Genomic DNA, 14,708 nt, shown 5'->3' with positions numbered 1-14,708 from the left:
CCCACAGCCGAACCTCCGTATATTGGCACTACCAATTAGGGAGCGCAACCGCTAGCCGAAGATTCCTGATCCATTGACATTAATGGTCCAACCATTTTAGGGTGGTCGCCAACACCCCCTCAAGACATCCACGGCAGGGAGTTTCGTGTACGACTACGGCACGTTCTCGTTCGAGTCCAAGACACAGGTCCTGGAGCGGGCGAAGGAATACTGGAATCCGGATAAGACCCAGTTCTGGACAGACACTGGTGTCGACCTGGTCATCGACCGCCGGGAGGGCTACTTCCTGTGGGACATGAGCGGGCGACGCCTGATCGACATGCACCTCAACGGTGGCACCTACAACCTCGGCCACCGCAATCCTGAGGTGATGGCTGCGATCTCGGAGGGCATGCAGCACTTCGACATGGGCAATCACCACTTCCCGTCGGTCGCCCGCACGGCGTTGGCGCAGAAGCTGGTCGAGTCCTCACCGGCGTCAATCACCAAGGTGGCGTTCGGTTCCGGCGGCGGTGAGGCCATCGACATCGCACTCAAGAGCGCTCGCCACGCCACCCAGCGTCGCAAGATCGTCTCGATCGTGAAGGCCTATCACGGGCACACCGGTCTGGCGGTCGCCACCGGCGACGACCGTTTCGCCAAACTGTTCCTCTCCGACCGCCCGGACGAGTTCATCCAAGTACTCTTCGGTGACGTCGACGCGATGGAGCAGGCTCTGCGCGGACGCGACGTCGCGGCAGTGATCATGGAGACCATTCCCGCGACATACGGATTCCCGCTACCGCCACCGGGTTACCTCGAGGCTGTCAAGGACCTCTGCGTCCGCTACGACGCGCTCTACATCGCCGACGAGGTGCAGACAGGTCTGATGCGCACCGGGGAGATGTGGGCTATCACCAAGCACGGCATCGAACCCGACATCATGGTCTCGGGCAAGGGCCTGTCCGGCGGGATGTACCCGATCTCCGCCGTGATGCTCAGCGACCGGGCTGCCCAGTGGCTCGATCAAGACGGGTTCGGCCACATCTCGACCTTCGGTGGCGCCGAGCTCGGCTGCGTCGCGGCCATCAAGACCCTCGAGATCACCGGCCGACCCCAGGTCCGCTCATCGGTGCACTACATCGCCGACATCTTCGCCAAGGGGCTGGCCCGCATTCAAGCCGACTACCCCGACTGGTTCGTCGGCATCCGGCAGAACGGCGTCGTGATCGGCCTCGAGTTCGACCACCCCGAGGGCGCCAAGTTCGTCATGCGGGAACTGTACGAAAACGGAGTGTGGGCGATCTTCTCGACACTGGATCCCCGTGTGCTGCAATTCAAACCGGGCCTACTTCTGAGCCGCGACCTCTGCGAGGACGTGCTGGACCGCGTCGAGGTCTCCGTGGGTCGGGCACGGGCGGCGGCAACCGGACGGAGGAACTCATGAGCAGCATCGCAGCGGCAGGCCATCTACTCGAACGGGCGCGCTGGGCAGCCGGGGCATACGCCGAGTACGACCAGGCCGCCGTCAGCTCGATCGTGCAGGCGGTCGCCGACGCGGGCCACGCCGAGGCCGAGCGCTTCGCTGCCGCGGCCGTCGCCGAGACCGGGATGGGCGTCGTCGCCGACAAGGTGACCAAGAACCGGGCCTGTTCACGCGGCATCGTGGAGTACTACCGCGGTGAGGACTTCGTGTCACCCCGCGTAGACGCCGCCCGCAAGATCGTCGAGATCCCGCGCCCCGCGGGCGTGGTACTGGCGCTGACGCCAACCACGAATCCCGTGGCAACGGTGTACTTCAAGGTGATCCTGGCCCTGATGACCCGTAACGCCATCGTGGTGGCACCGCACCCGCGGGCCAGGCAGTGCTCGATCGACGCCGTCCGGATTCTGGCCGAGGCCGCGGTGGCCGCCGGCGCACCCGACGGCATCGTCTCGGTGGTCGAGGAGCCCTCGATCCCGCTGATCGAGGCGCTCATGGCCGACGAGCGCACCGACGTCATCGTCGCCACCGGCGGCACCGGCGTCGTGCGGGCCGCGTACTCATCGGGCAATCCTGCCCTCGGCGTCGGGCCGGGTAACGTCCCGGTCTTCGTCGACGCCAGCGCCGATGTGGAGGCCGCGGCTCGGCGGATCGTCGACAGCAAGGCGTTCGACAACTCCGTGCTGTGCACCAACGAGTCGGTTCTCATCGCCGAGGATTCCATTGCGGCCAAGCTCAGTTCGGCGCTGACCCGCAACGGCGCGCACATCCTCGACGCCGATGCCGCGACACGGCTTCGCGCGTACATGTTCCCCGACGGACACCTCAACACCGACGTGGTGGGACGTTCCGCGGCGTGGATCGCAGAGCAGGCCGGGCTGCGTGTCACCGCCAAGACCCGCCTGCTCGTCGCGCCGTTCACCGACGTCATCACCGAGGAGGTGCTGACGCACGAGAAGCTCTGCCCGGTCATCGGCATGACGACCGTTGCGGACGCGGCACGCGGCATCCGTGCCGCTCGGGCCGTGGTGCGCATCGCCGGTGCGGGACACTCGGCGGCCATTCACAGCGAGAACCCGCGTGTGATCACCGAATTCGCCGCGCAGGTGCCCGTGCTGCGGGTGTCGGTCAACGTCGGTAACAGCACCGGTTCCTCCGGCCTGGAGACCAACCTCGCGCCGTCGATGACGATCGGCACAGGGTTCGTCGGCCGCAGTTCGATCGGTGAGAACCTGCAGCCGCACAACCTGATGAACTGGGCGCGGATCGCCTACAACGCCGACGCGGGCGTGCGGATGCCAGAATTCGCGGGCATCGCGCCGTGGCATTCGCCTGCCGGTCCCGTGCCGGCCTACCCGCTGGCGTCCAACGACTCCGGCGGCCAGATCATCGCCACCCGCACTCCGAACACCGCGCCCCTGCGCACCGCCGATCCCGGCATCGATGCACTGCGCGCCGAACTACGCGCGCTCGTCGTCGAAGAACTCGCTCAACTCATCAAGAGGTGACCCGTGGCTGAACTGCGTTCCTTCATCTTCATCGATCGTCTACAACCCCAGACGATGTCGTATCTGGGCACCTGGATCAAGGGTGCTCTGCCGCGTGCCGACTCGGCCGCCCAGATCATCGAGGTGGCACCGGGCCTGGACATCGAGGGCATCACCGACGTGGCGCTCAAGCACGCCGAGGTCAAGGCCGGTGTGCTCGTCGTCGAGCGGCAGTTCGGGTACCTCGAGTTCCACGGTGAGACCGGTGCCGTCAAGGCCGCCGCCGACGCCGCGCTCGCCGAACTCGGCGACGCCGGGGACTCGGCAATCAGCCCGACGATCCTGGCCTCACGCATCATCTCCAGCATCGACCAGCAGCACGCGTTCCTGATCAACCGCAACAAGATCGGGTCAATGGTGCTGGCGGGTGAGACGCTGTACGTACTCGAGGTCTCGCCCGCGTCCTACGCCATCCTGGCCACCAACGAGGCCGAGAAGGCCGCCGACATCAAGGTCGTCGACTTCCGGATGATCGGCGCCACCGGACGGGTCTATCTGTCGGGCTCGGAAGCCGATGTGCGACAGGCCGCCGAGGCTGCCGAGGATGCACTGCGCCGGAGTGCGGTGTGACAGGCATCGATCGCGACCAACTGCGCCTCCTGGTCCGCGAGGTGGTGCGCGAGGCCGTCGGCGACCTGAAGCCGAAGGTGTCCAAGGCGGTCACCCCGCCGCCCGCCGCGCCGACCGCGGTACCCCCCAAACCGACCGGCCCAACCCCGACCGGTCCGTTGGCCGCCGATGAGAGGTCCCGCGCGGACACCGTCAGCATCCGCTCCGACGCGGATCTCGACGCATTCGTACGTAACCTGTTGCGGCTCTATGAGAATCCCAAGACCCGCGCGGACCTGCGCAACGGCCGGCTGACATTCCGGCTGGCCGGTGCGACGCGCAGCCCCGGCGGAACCACCCGACGTTTCGATCGCGGCGCCGTCACGGAACGGACCGTTGCCGAACTCGCCGAGTCCGGCGCGACCCTGGTGCTCGGCCCGCGGGCCGTACTCACCCCGCTGGCCCGGGAACGCGCTCGTGCGCTCGGGCTGACGATTGAGAAGGAGCGAAAGTGATGGCCGCGACGGAGGAGCAAAAATGATAAAAGCGACGGTCACCGGCCAGGTGTGGTCAACGCGACGGGTCGAGGGTGTGCCCGCGGGTGCGTTCCTCGAAGTCGAGGTCGACGGTTCCAACTCGCGGCTCATCGCGTTCGACGTCCTCGGCAGCGGTGTGGGCGAACAGGTCCTCATCGCACAGGGCTCGGTGGCATCCAGCTGGTTCACCGGCACCCCACCGCCCGTCGATGCGCTCATCATCGGCTCCATCGATCCAACCGAATAAGCAGTTCAGACAAACCCCGATAAGAAGGAGAATCATCATGGCAAGCAACGCGATCGGAATGATCGAGACCAAGGGCTTCGTCGCCGCACTGGCAGCAGCCGATGCAATGGTCAAGGCCGCCAACGTGACGATCACCGATCGTCAGCAGGTGGGCGATGGACTGGTGGCCGTCATCGTCACCGGTGAGGTCGGCGCGGTCAAGGCCGCCACCGAGGCCGGTGCCGAATCCGCCTCCCAGGTGGGCGAACTGATCAGCGTGCATGTCATCCCGCGGCCGCACACTGAACTCGGCGCGCACTTCTCCGTCGCCGCTCAGTAGCAGCCACGATGGCCAAAACCGACGCCATGACCATGACGGGGACGCGAACCGATATTCGCGTCTACCTCCTGGTCGAGGATCTTCAGCAGCAGTTCGCGGCATACCTGGGCACGCCGACGCGGGCCCGGGGGTACCCGCCGTACGCCGGCGAGCACGCCTTGATCGTTGAGGTGTCCCCCGCCTTGGCGATCGAGCGCGTGATCGACCTCGCGCTGCGGGAGGTTCCTGGAATCCAGCCCGGAATCCTGTACGTGGAGCGGCAGTTCGGTGTGCTGGAGATCCACTCGGCAAACCTCGCCGATGTTCGGCGAGCAGGCGAGGCCATTCTCTCCGGCACTGGGAACTCTGCGGCCGACCAGTTGCGACCGCGGGTGCTGTACCACGACATAATCGAGGACATCACCGACCAGCACGCGGTGATCATCAACCGCAACCGTCAGGGATCAATGGTGCTCCCGGGACAGTCGCTGCTGGTCTACGAGATGACGCCTGCGCTGTTCGCAGCGGTGGCGGCCAACGAGGCCGAACGCGTCGCACCGGGGCTCACGCTGGTGGACGTGCAGATGATCGGTGCCGCAGGCAGGCTGTACATCGGCGGAAGTACCAAGGACGTGACGATGGCAAGGGATCGAATCACTGAGGTGTTGGCGGGTATCGAAGGGCGCGACCACTGATGGGTGAGCCCGGGGATGCTGCGTTTGTCGGCGACGACGTCGAGGTCGCCGAACTCGCCCTGCGCTCATTCGACATCGCGCCCGACTCGACACTGCGGCTACTGAATCTCTCCGAGAACGCGACGTACGCAGTCGATGACGCGGGGACCGGAAAGCGGTCGATCCTGCGGGTACACCGCAGGGACTACCACAAGCAGCACGAGATCGAGTCCGAACTCGAGTGGCTTGACGCCCTTCGCCGCGACAGTGATGTCACGGTGCCGGTGGTCCTGCCCGCGCGCGATGGCAGGCGCGTCGTGACGGTCGAGCACGACGGTGTGGCACGCCACGTCGTTCACTTCAACATGGTGGACGGAGCGGAACCCGCTGAGGAGTCCCTCACGGTCGACGACTTCCGCACGTTGGGCCGCATCACCGCAGCCCTTCACGACCATTCCCGGGAGTGGTCGCGCCCGTCCGGTTTCGGCAGGTTCGCCTGGGACTGGGAGCACAGCCTGGGCAACCAGCCCCGGTGGGGCCGCTGGCAGGACGCCATCGGCGTCGGCGCGTCGGAGGCCGCGGTTCTCGACCGGGCTCAGCGGCTCCTGCAGCAGCGGCTGGCCGACTACGGCAACAGTCAGGACACCTTCGGCCTCATCCACGCCGACCTGCGCTTGGCGAACCTGCTGGTCGACGGCGATGCCATCACGGTGATCGACTTCGACGACTGCGGCTTTGGCTGGTACTTCTACGATTTCGGTACCGCGGTGTCGTTCTTCGAGGACGATCCCGCAGTACCGGAGTGGCAGGACGCGTGGGTCACGGGCTACCGGAGCCGGCGTCCGCTCCCTACCGCTGACGAGGAGATGCTGTCATCCTTCGTGCTGCTGCGCCGGCTACTGCTGCTGGCGTGGATGGGCACCCACAGTCACTCCAAGGAATCTCAGGCCATCTCGGTCACCTACGCGGAGGGCAGTTGTGCGCTTGCCGAGCGCTACCTCACCTCCAACGGCCTGCATCTGACCCCCTAGCCGTCCCGGCAATCAAAAGATCACCACCGAAAGGCCAATGACATGTTCACATCCCTGCAGGGCCGAACCGCCGTCGTCACCGGCGGAAGCAAGGGCATCGGCCGTGGGATTGCCGAGACGTTCGCGAACGCGGGCGTGAACGTCGTGCTCACCGGCCGCACGCAGAGTGACATCGAGGCCGCGGTCGCAGACCTCGCGGGCAGGCCCGGCGCGGTGAGCGGCGTGGCCGCCGACGTGACGAGCCCCGACGACTGTCGCCACGCCGTAGACACCGCGGTGAAACGGCATGGCGGGCTGGACATCGTCTGCGCCAATGCGGGCATCTTCCCGTCGGGACGGCTCGAGGACCTCACACCCGAGGACATCGAGCAGGTGATCGGGGTGAACTTCAAGGGCACCGTGTACATCGTGCAGGCCGCTCTGGCCGCGTTGACGGAAAGCGGACACGGCCGGGTGATCATCACCTCGTCGATCACGGGACCCATCACCGGCTACCCCGGGTGGTCGCACTACGGTGCCAGCAAGGCGGCGCAACTGGGATTCCTGCGCACCGCAGCAATGGAGCTCGCGCCCCGCAAGATCACGGTCAACGCCGTCCTGCCGGGCAACATCGTGACCGAGGGTCTCGTCGAAATGGGCCAGAACTACATGGACCAAATGGCTGCCGCCATCCCCGCCGGACGACTCGGCAGCGTCGCGGACATCGGGAATGCCGCGCTGTTCTTCGCCACCGACGAGGCGTCCTATGTCACCGGCCAATCCTTGGTCGTCGACGGTGGCCAGATCCTTCCCGAGTCGCAAGAGGCGCTCGCCGAGATCTAGCGGTCCTGGTCCCAACGGCCACCGGCGTCCCCTAGAATTGGTCGTACCAAATTTTTCGGCCAGGAGGTACCGGTGTCAACGCCAACCGAGGAACTACGGCGCCGGATCGTTGCCGATATCAATGCGGGCACGCCCGGCACCAAGCTCGGCAGCGAACGCGAACTGGCGGAGCGATACGGCACCAGCCGGTCCAGCCTGCGCCAGGTGCTGGCGGCGCTCGAGGAGGCGGGGCTCGTCGACCGGGCCATCGGCCGGGCCGGTGGCATCTTCATCAGCCACGCGCAGGTACAGCGCAGCCTCTCCGATGTCGTCGGCGTCCCTGCGTTCCTCGCCAACCAGGGCTATGTCGCCGGAACTCGCGTGCTGTCCACCAAGATCACCGGCCCCGACCGCACCACACAGCAGGCCCTGCACATCGGCCCTGACGACTTCGTTGTTGAGATTCAGCGCGTGCGCCTCGCCGACGGGTCCCCGATATCGCTGGAGTTGGCGCAGTTTCCCGCCGACGTCTTTCCTGGCCTGCTCGAACAACAGCTCGGCGGCTCGATCTACGAAGTTCTGGAGAGCCAGTACGGTCTGGTCACCGCCCGCGCGGACGAGCGCATCGAGGCGGTCAATGCCACCGCTGAGGAATCGACACTGCTTGGCGTCAATCCGAAGTCGGCGCTGCTGCTCATCACTCGCATCACGTACGACCAGCACGGCACGCCGTGCGAGTTCTCCCGCGACCTGTTCCGCGGTGACCGCACGCGGCTGGCCGTGACGGTGCATGGCCGCGGCCTGGGTGCGCAGTCAACCATCGACACCGCCTCGGTGGCGCTGCAGAGCCAGGCCGCCGAGACCAAGGCCAGCTGACCGATCCCTTGACCTCAAGCAAAGTTGAGGTTGCATGGTGGTCTCCAAGAGACACACCACCAAGGAGGATCCCCATGCGCCCGATTCGTTCTGATCTCTGGGAAACCCAGGTAGACAGCCCCTTTCCCGGTCTGACCACACACGCCTACCTGTGGACCGGCGGGCCTGAGGGCAACGTGCTGTTCTACAGCACCATGACCGACACCGAGCACGACCACATCGCCGAACTCGGTGGCGTTGCCCACCACTACCTTTCGCACCGCGACGAGGCGGGGCCGATGCTGGCGCGGGTGGCCGAACGCTTCGGTGCGCGCCTACACGCGCCCGTCGCCGAACTCGTCGAGATCGGCCAGCACGCGCACGTCGACGTGCCGTTGGCCACCCGTCACGTCGACGGTAACGGCATCGAGGTGATCCCGACGCCCGGGCACTCGCCGGGCAGCACCTGCTATCTGGTGCCCGGAGCCAACGGCAGGCAGTACCTGTTCACCGGCGACACGATGTTCGTCGGCGACGACGGCACCTGGGCAGCCGGGTACATCCCGCCGAGCAGCGACGCCGAGTCACTCGCCGACAGCCTTCAGGTGCTGGCCACGCTTCGGCCCGACCTGGTGATCTCCAGCGCGTTCGCGAGCGACACCGCAGTCCACGTCTCGTCCGGGTCGCAGTGGTCGGACAGCGTCGCACAGGCCCGGTCCAAGCTCTCCGACGCGGTCGCGTGCGCGTAGGCCGCTAGATTGCGAGCATGACTCCCGCCGGCCGGTACGCGCCAAGCCCGTCGGCCGACCTGCACGTCGGCAACCTACGGACAGCGATCCTGGCGTGGCTTTTCGCGCGGTCGACGGGCCGACGGTTCCTCCTGCGGGTGGAGGACCTCGATGACCGTACGTCCGCCGACATCGCGCAACGCCAGATCGCCGATCTGGCCGCCATCGGCGTGACGTGGGACGGGGACGTCGAGTTCCAGACGGCACACGAGGACCGCTACGACACCGTGGTCGAGGATCTGACCGCCCGCGGCCTGACATTCGAATGCTTCTGCAGCAGAAGGGATATCCTCGCCGCGCCCCGCGCACCGCATGCGCCGCAGGGAGCCTATCCGGGCACATGCCGGAACCTGACCGCCGCCGAGCGTGCCGAGCGCGTCGCTGCGGGCCGTCCTCCCGCGCTGCGGCTGCGCTCGGAGCTCACGACGTTCACCGTGACCGACCTCCTGCACGGGCCCCACACCGGCGTGGTCGACGACTTCGTGCTCCGTCGCGGTGACGGCGTGACCGCCTACAACCTGGCTGTCGTCGTCGACGACGCCGCGGGAGGAGTCGATCAGGTGGTGCGCGGTGACGACCTGCTGTCGTCATCGCCCCGACAGGCCTACCTGGCATCACTGCTTGGCCACGTGCCGCCGACGTACGCGCACGTGCCTCTGGTGCTCGGCGCGGGGGGCAAGCGGTTGGCCAAGCGTGACGGCGCGGTGAGCCTGGCCGAGATCGGCGTTCCGACGGCACTCGCGCAGATCTCCGAGTCGCTGGGCTGGCACGCGAGGACCGTCGAGGGCATGCTCGCCGAGTTCGACCCCGCCCGGTTGCCCCGTGAGCCGTGGGTATACCGACCCACATGAGCAGAACACTGTGCCCACCACCCCGCGCTTGTTAGCGTCCGCCAGTGCGGAAGATACGAAGAGCACTGCTTCCAGTCCTGCTGATCGCGGCCGTGCTGCTGACCGCAGCCTGCGGTTCAGGCGCCAATGACTCGATCAAGTCGTCCGGGGTGCTGCGCGTCGGCACCGAGGGCACGTACGCGCCGTTCAGCTTCCACGACCCCGCCACCGGCGAGCTGGCCGGCTATGACGTCGACGTCGCCCGTGCGGTCGGTGAGAAGCTCGGGGTGCGTGTCCAATTCGTCGAGACACCATGGGATTCCATCTTCGCGGCACTCGAGGCCGACCGCTTCGACGTGGTGGCCAACGAGGTCACCATCAGCGCCGAACGCCAGGCCAAGTACGACCTGTCGGAGCCGTACTCGGTGGCCGAGGGCGTCATCGTCACCCGCGCCGACGACGACTCCATCACCTCGCTGGCCGATCTGAGGGGCAAGACGGCGGCACAGTCCACCACCAGCAACTGGGCGCAGGTCGCCCGCGACGCCGGGGCGCGGGTCGAGGCGGTGGAGGGCTTCACCCAGGCGATCACCCTGCTCAACCAGGGCCGTGTCGACGCCACGGTCAACGACAGCATCGCGGTCTACGCCTACCTCGCCGAGACCAACGACACGTCGGTCAAGATCGCCGCCCAGACCGGCGAGCGGAGTGAGCAGGGCTTCGCCGCCCGCAAGGACAGCGGCCTGCTGCCCGAACTCAACACCGCTCTCGACGCGCTCAGGGCTGACGGCACACTGGCCACCATCTCGGAGAAGTACCTGAAGGTCAACGCCTCTGGTACCCCGACGGCCGGCGAGGAGGTCAAGTCGCCACGCTCGACGTGGAAGTTGATCGCCGACAACCTCCTGCCCCTGGCCAAGGCGGCGATCACCATGACGATCCCGCTGACGATCATCAGCTTCGTGCTGGGTCTGATCATCGCGCTGGCGGTCGCATTGGCGCGGCTGTCGCCGAACGTGCTGCTGTCCAATCTCGCCCGCTTCTACATCTCGATCATTCGCGGCACACCCCTGCTGGTGCAGCTGTTCATCGTGTTCTTCGCGCTGCCCGCGTTCGGGGTGACGATTGATCCGTTCCCCGCGGCGGTGATCGCGTTCAGCCTCAATGTCGGCGGCTACGCGGCGGAGATCATCCGCTCGGCGATCCTGAGCGTCCCGAAGGGCCAGTGGGAGGCGGCCGAGACCATCGGCCACAACTACGCCGGTGCGCTACGCCGCATCATTCTTCCGCAGGCCGCCAGGGTCGCCGTCCCGCCGCTGTCGAACACGCTGATCTCACTGGTCAAGGACACGTCGCTGGCGTCGACGATCCTGGTGACCGAACTTCTGCGGACGGCACAGATCGCCGCGGCGCCGACGTTCGAGTTCTTCGCCCTCTACGGCACGGCCGCGGTGTACTACTGGGTGATCTGCCTGGTGTTGTCGTTCGGCCAGAACCGCCTGGAACGTCGACTGGAAAGGCACGTGGCGCGATGACGGAAGAAGCACCGAAGGTCGAGTACCGGGTCACCGCCGAGGGCATCGAGAAGGCCTTCGGCGACAACAAGGTGCTCAAGGGAGTGTCGTTCACCGTGGAGCGGGGCACGGCGACCGCGATCATCGGCCCGTCGGGGTCGGGCAAGACGACGCTGCTGCGCGCACTCAACGCGCTCGACCGGCCCGACGCCGGAGTGATCCGGGTGGACGACATCGAGATCGACTTCTCCAAGCCAGTGTCCAAACCCGAGGTGCGCAGGTTTCAGTCGCGCAGCGGCTTCGTGTTCCAGGGACACAACCTGTTCCCGCACAAGACCGTGCTGGAGAACATCATCGAGGGACCGCTCATCGTGCAGAAGCGGCCGAAGGACGAGGTCGTCGAGGAGGCCGTCAAACTCCTCGACCAGGTCGGTCTGGCCGCGAAGAGAGATCAGTACCCGTATCAGCTCTCCGGCGGGCAGCAGCAGCGCGTCGGTATCGCGCGGGCGCTGGCGCTCAAGCCGAAACTGGTGCTGTTCGATGAGCCCACGTCGTCGCTGGACCCCGAGCTGGTCGGCGAAGTGCTCTCGGTCATCAAGGATCTGGCGGTTGAGGGCTGGACGATGGTGATCGTCACGCATGAGATCCAGTTCGCCAGGCAGGTGTCCAATCAGGTGCTGTTCACCGACCGCGGCGTGGTGCTGGAGAGGGGCTCACCGGACGAGGTGATCGGGAATCCGAAGGAGGAGCGCACCCGCCAGTTCCTGCAACGCATCCTCAATCCGCTGTAGCCCATTTCCCCCACCGCGCGTCGGTTACCGGCGATGCTGTGGGCATGTCACGCAACATGCAAGCCGACGTCGTCATCGTCGGGGCGGGCCTGTCGGGCATGATCGCCGCCCGAACGGTGCTCGCGGCCGGCCTCACGCCCCTGGTCCTGGAGGCCGACACCCGCGTCGGCGGACGAATTCTCACCGAGGAGGTGGCTCCGGGGTTGCCGGTGGAGATCGGGGCGCAGTGGATCGGTGACACCCACGAGCGCATGTTCGCGCTGGCGGCCGACCTCGGTGTCGAGACGTTCCCTCAGTACGACGAGGGTGAGACGTCCTACGACCTGGTGGGCTCTGGTGTGCTGCGCGAGAACGAGTTTCACGCCAGATACGCCGACGAGCTAGGCGATCTCGAGCGTGTGCTCCGTCTGCTCGACGAGCTGGCCGCCGAGGTTCCCGTCGACGCGCCGTGGCTGGCGCCGCGCGCCGCCGAATGGGACGCGATCACGGCGGGCGCCTGGTATGACGCCCAGGGTCTCTCCGTCGTGGCGCGCACCCTGTTGGAGATCTGCACGGTCGGGATCCTCGCGGTGCCCACTGTCGAGGTGTCGTTGCTGCATCTGCTGTTCACCATTCAGACGTGCGGCGTGACCTCCGAACTCTTCGCCGAGTCCGAGGGCGGCGCCCAGACCACCCGGTTCGTCGGTGGCACCAGCGAGATTCCGCGTCGGCTGGCCGCACTGATCGCCGACCACATCGTGCTCGAGGCGCCCGTGCTGTTGATCGAGCACACCTCCGACAGCGTCACCGTGCACTGTCGCGGCGGCATCACGGCACGCGGGCGTCGGGTCATCGTCGCGGTCTCACCGACGCTGGCCGGCCGCATCATGTACGACCCGCCCCTGTCCGGCGTTCGCGACCAGCTCACCCAGCGCATGCCGAACGGATCGTCGATGAAGGCGTTCTTCGTCTACGACGAACCCTTCTGGCGCGCAGACGGTCTCAACGGCCAGCTCATCTCCGACATCGGCCCGGCACGGATGTCGAATGACACCTGCATCCCCGGCGACGACCACGGTGTGCTGCTGCTGTTCCTGGAGGGGCAGCAGGCCCGTACCTTCGGGCGCATGCCGACCGACGAGCGCCGCAGCGCGCTGACCGCGGAGTTGGTGCGGCACTACGGCGACAGGGCCGCGCATCCGGAGTTCTACGTCGACGGCGAGTGGTCGGATCGGCAGTGGACGCGCGGCTGCTACAACGCGAACCTCGGCCCGCTGGTGTGGACCACCTACGGTGCGGCCCTGGCGGCGCCGATCGGCCCGATCCATTGGGCGTCAACCGATACCGCCACCTACTGGAGCGCCTACATGGAGGGTGCGGTCGAGGCGGGTGAGCGTGCCGCCCGCGCGGTCATCGCCGAACTCAATCCCTGAGTGCCGCCCGCAGTTCGTCACGGAACTGCGGATGTGCGATCGCCGCAAGCGCCTCACCGCGCTCGCGGACGGTCCTGCCCTCGAGTTCGGCGACACCGTACTCGGTGATGATCACATCGACATGGTGGCGTGGCGTCGTGATCACCGCGCCGGGTCCGAAGGAACCCACGATGCGTGACTGCAGTCCGTCGTCATGGGAGAACGTCGAGGGTAGACATATCAGCGAGCGGTCGGACAGCTCGAGCCCGGCGCCTGCCACGAAGTCCTCGGCACCGCCGACCCCGCTGAACTGCTTGCCGTTGATCGTGTCGGCGACGACCTGACCCTGGAGGTCAATCGAGAGTGCACCGTTGATGGAGATCATGTGGTTGTTGGCGGCGATCACCTCCGGTGCGTTGACGATCTCAACGGGCAGGAACGCCACCTCGAAGTTCCCGTCCAGCCACGCGTACAGCTCGGTGGAGCCGAACGCGAACGTCGTCACACTCACACCGTCGTACTGCCCCTTGGCGGTATTGCTGATCTTGCCCGCACGATGCAACCGCATGCAGCCGTCGGTGAACATCTCGCTGTGTAGCCCATAGTCGCCGCCGTCACCCTCGGCCAGCAGCGTGGCGATCTGGTTGGGAATCGAGCCGATCCCCGTCTGCAGCGTCGCGCCGGAGGGGATGAAGTCAACGGCGTGCCGCGCGATCGCCTGGTCGACGTCGGTGGGCGGCGCGTCACCGCCAGGCAGCGCGAGCGGTGCGTCAGTCGAGTGCACGAGGATGTCGATATCGTCGACGTGCACCGCATGGCGATATTCACTCCCGGGTCGCTCCGCTCCTGCCCTCCGATGCGCGCCCAACCCGAAAGTCGTTGGGTAGGAATCCGATACCTCGACGATGAGCAGCCGGTCGGGATCGGCACCCGCGCTGCGCAGCTCGCCGATCGTGCCACCTGCGTGCAACGACAGGGAGCACCAGCCGTCGGCGTCGGGCGGCGCTGCGACGGTCGTCATCACGCGCGGCGCCTGACGCTGCAACAGCGGTCCGAAGCGTCGGAAGTCCGCGGGCGTGAACTCGATATCGGCTCCGGCGGCCAGCAGCGCCCGCTCGAGCGGACCGAAGAATCCCGACAGGTAGTGCACCCCGGGTCGAGTGAACAGCTCGGTGCCCACCGCGAGCAGTGCGCCGTACACGCGCAGGTCCGTCCAGTCCTCACGCTCGCCGAGCGCACGCATGAACGCCGGCGGCTGACCCGGCCCGAGCGGTATCCCCAGCGTGTCCTCGGATCCGAGCAGTGCGGCGGCCTGCTCGGCGGTCAGCTCCTCTGGCATGGCGCGACCCTATCTCTCCCCGTGATTTCGGCGCGCTTTCGTTCGCTGAGCGACG

The 14,708-nt window shown here is 66.8% G+C and carries 16 protein-coding genes; 15 read left to right on the top strand and 1 reads right to left on the bottom strand.

Annotated features, from left to right (window positions below):
• The first annotated feature begins 145 nt into the window (after positions 1-145).
• The 15 genes from ACZY0X_RS20485 (at position 146) to ACZY0X_RS20415 (ending at position 13,335) form a co-directional block, all read left to right on the top strand.
• The gene (locus ACZY0X_RS20485) at positions 146-1,426 is read left to right on the top strand and encodes a class-III pyridoxal-phosphate-dependent aminotransferase (RefSeq protein WP_463772977.1); all 1,281 of its coding nucleotides are present in this window, start codon (positions 146-148) and stop codon (positions 1,424-1,426) included.
• A complete protein-coding gene (locus tag ACZY0X_RS20480) occupies positions 1,423-2,970 on the top strand; it encodes an aldehyde dehydrogenase family protein (RefSeq protein WP_463772975.1) in 1,548 nt (515 codons plus the stop codon). The genes ACZY0X_RS20485 and ACZY0X_RS20480 overlap by 4 nt, the downstream gene beginning before the upstream one ends.
• 3 nt (positions 2,971-2,973) lie before the next feature.
• Positions 2,974-3,579, top strand: a complete 606-nt coding sequence (locus ACZY0X_RS20475; RefSeq protein ID WP_354522900.1) for a BMC domain-containing protein — start codon at positions 2,974-2,976, stop codon at positions 3,577-3,579.
• Positions 3,576-4,073, top strand: coding sequence for a hypothetical protein (locus tag ACZY0X_RS20470; RefSeq protein WP_463772974.1), 498 nt, complete (start codon positions 3,576-3,578; stop codon positions 4,071-4,073). The genes ACZY0X_RS20475 and ACZY0X_RS20470 overlap by 4 nt, the downstream gene beginning before the upstream one ends.
• A gap of 22 nt (positions 4,074-4,095) precedes the next feature.
• On the top strand, positions 4,096-4,341 hold the full coding sequence (locus tag ACZY0X_RS20465; protein ID WP_463772972.1) for a EutN/CcmL family microcompartment protein: 246 nt from the start codon (positions 4,096-4,098) through the stop codon (positions 4,339-4,341).
• Positions 4,342-4,378: 37 nt separating this feature from the next.
• Positions 4,379-4,660 (top strand): BMC domain-containing protein, encoded by a 282-nt coding sequence (locus ACZY0X_RS20460; RefSeq protein WP_241402633.1) that lies wholly within the window; start codon positions 4,379-4,381, stop codon positions 4,658-4,660.
• 8 nt (positions 4,661-4,668) lie between these two features.
• Positions 4,669-5,334 carry a microcompartment protein gene (locus ACZY0X_RS20455; protein ID WP_354522898.1) on the top strand — a complete coding sequence of 222 codons (666 nt, stop codon included), beginning with the start codon at positions 4,669-4,671 and terminating at the stop codon, positions 5,332-5,334.
• Entirely contained in the window at positions 5,334-6,344 is a 1,011-nt protein-coding gene (locus tag ACZY0X_RS20450) for a phosphotransferase enzyme family protein (protein WP_463772970.1), read from the top strand. Before ACZY0X_RS20455 ends, ACZY0X_RS20450 begins: the two co-directional genes overlap by 1 nt.
• Before the next feature lie 42 nt (positions 6,345-6,386).
• Positions 6,387-7,166, top strand: a complete 780-nt coding sequence (gene fabG / locus ACZY0X_RS20445) for a 3-oxoacyl-ACP reductase FabG (protein ID WP_241402630.1) — start codon at positions 6,387-6,389, stop codon at positions 7,164-7,166.
• Between the two features lie 72 nt (positions 7,167-7,238).
• Positions 7,239-8,021, top strand: a complete 783-nt coding sequence (locus tag ACZY0X_RS20440; RefSeq protein ID WP_463772968.1) for a GntR family transcriptional regulator — start codon at positions 7,239-7,241, stop codon at positions 8,019-8,021.
• A gap of 74 nt (positions 8,022-8,095) precedes the next feature.
• Positions 8,096-8,749, top strand: a complete 654-nt coding sequence (locus ACZY0X_RS20435; protein WP_463772967.1) for an MBL fold metallo-hydrolase — start codon at positions 8,096-8,098, stop codon at positions 8,747-8,749.
• A gap of 17 nt (positions 8,750-8,766) precedes the next feature.
• Positions 8,767-9,639, top strand: a complete 873-nt coding sequence (gluQRS, locus tag ACZY0X_RS20430; RefSeq protein WP_463772966.1) for a tRNA glutamyl-Q(34) synthetase GluQRS — start codon at positions 8,767-8,769, stop codon at positions 9,637-9,639.
• Positions 9,640-9,683: 44 nt separating this feature from the next.
• Positions 9,684-11,153, top strand: coding sequence for an ABC transporter permease subunit (locus ACZY0X_RS20425; protein WP_463772965.1), 1,470 nt, complete (start codon positions 9,684-9,686; stop codon positions 11,151-11,153).
• On the top strand, positions 11,150-11,923 hold the full coding sequence (locus ACZY0X_RS20420) for an amino acid ABC transporter ATP-binding protein (RefSeq protein WP_463772964.1): 774 nt from the start codon (positions 11,150-11,152) through the stop codon (positions 11,921-11,923). Before ACZY0X_RS20425 ends, ACZY0X_RS20420 begins: the two co-directional genes overlap by 4 nt.
• 44 nt (positions 11,924-11,967) lie before the next feature.
• Positions 11,968-13,335 (top strand): flavin monoamine oxidase family protein, encoded by a 1,368-nt coding sequence (locus ACZY0X_RS20415; protein WP_463772962.1) that lies wholly within the window; start codon positions 11,968-11,970, stop codon positions 13,333-13,335.
• On the opposite strand, the gene ACZY0X_RS20410 is transcribed toward ACZY0X_RS20415, so the two are convergent.
• Positions 13,325-14,653 carry an acetyl-CoA hydrolase/transferase family protein gene (locus ACZY0X_RS20410; RefSeq protein ID WP_463772960.1) on the bottom strand — a complete coding sequence of 443 codons (1,329 nt, stop codon included), beginning with the start codon at positions 14,651-14,653 and terminating at the stop codon, positions 13,325-13,327. The two genes, ACZY0X_RS20415 and ACZY0X_RS20410, sit on opposite strands and share 11 nt — an antisense overlap.
• Positions 14,654-14,708: the final 55 nt, after the last annotated feature.

The organism is Mycobacterium sp. IDUB_39 (genome assembly GCF_055419205.1).
The sequence above is the reverse complement of the archived record's forward strand: the minus strand, read 5'-3'. Positions and strand labels throughout refer to the sequence as shown.

Bases quoted from the DNA above. Each gene is read 5' to 3' on its own strand.
- ACZY0X_RS20410 (WP_463772960.1), bottom strand. From the start codon at position 14,653: ATGCCAGAGGAGCTGACCGCCGAGCAGGCCGCCGCACTGCTCGGATCC.
- ACZY0X_RS20435 (WP_463772967.1), top strand. From the start codon at position 8,096: ATGCGCCCGATTCGTTCTGATCTCTGGGAAACCCAGGTAGACAGCCCC.
- ACZY0X_RS20415 (WP_463772962.1), top strand. From the start codon at position 11,968: ATGTCACGCAACATGCAAGCCGACGTCGTCATCGTCGGGGCGGGCCTG.
- ACZY0X_RS20460 (WP_241402633.1), top strand. From the start codon at position 4,379: ATGGCAAGCAACGCGATCGGAATGATCGAGACCAAGGGCTTCGTCGCC.
- ACZY0X_RS20420 (WP_463772964.1), top strand. From the start codon at position 11,150: ATGACGGAAGAAGCACCGAAGGTCGAGTACCGGGTCACCGCCGAGGGC.
- gluQRS (WP_463772966.1), top strand. From the start codon at position 8,767: ATGACTCCCGCCGGCCGGTACGCGCCAAGCCCGTCGGCCGACCTGCAC.
- ACZY0X_RS20450 (WP_463772970.1), top strand. From the start codon at position 5,334: ATGGGTGAGCCCGGGGATGCTGCGTTTGTCGGCGACGACGTCGAGGTC.
- fabG (WP_241402630.1), top strand. From the start codon at position 6,387: ATGTTCACATCCCTGCAGGGCCGAACCGCCGTCGTCACCGGCGGAAGC.
- ACZY0X_RS20465 (WP_463772972.1), top strand. From the start codon at position 4,096: ATGATAAAAGCGACGGTCACCGGCCAGGTGTGGTCAACGCGACGGGTC.
- ACZY0X_RS20480 (WP_463772975.1), top strand. From the start codon at position 1,423: ATGAGCAGCATCGCAGCGGCAGGCCATCTACTCGAACGGGCGCGCTGG.
- ACZY0X_RS20455 (WP_354522898.1), top strand. From the start codon at position 4,669: ATGGCCAAAACCGACGCCATGACCATGACGGGGACGCGAACCGATATT.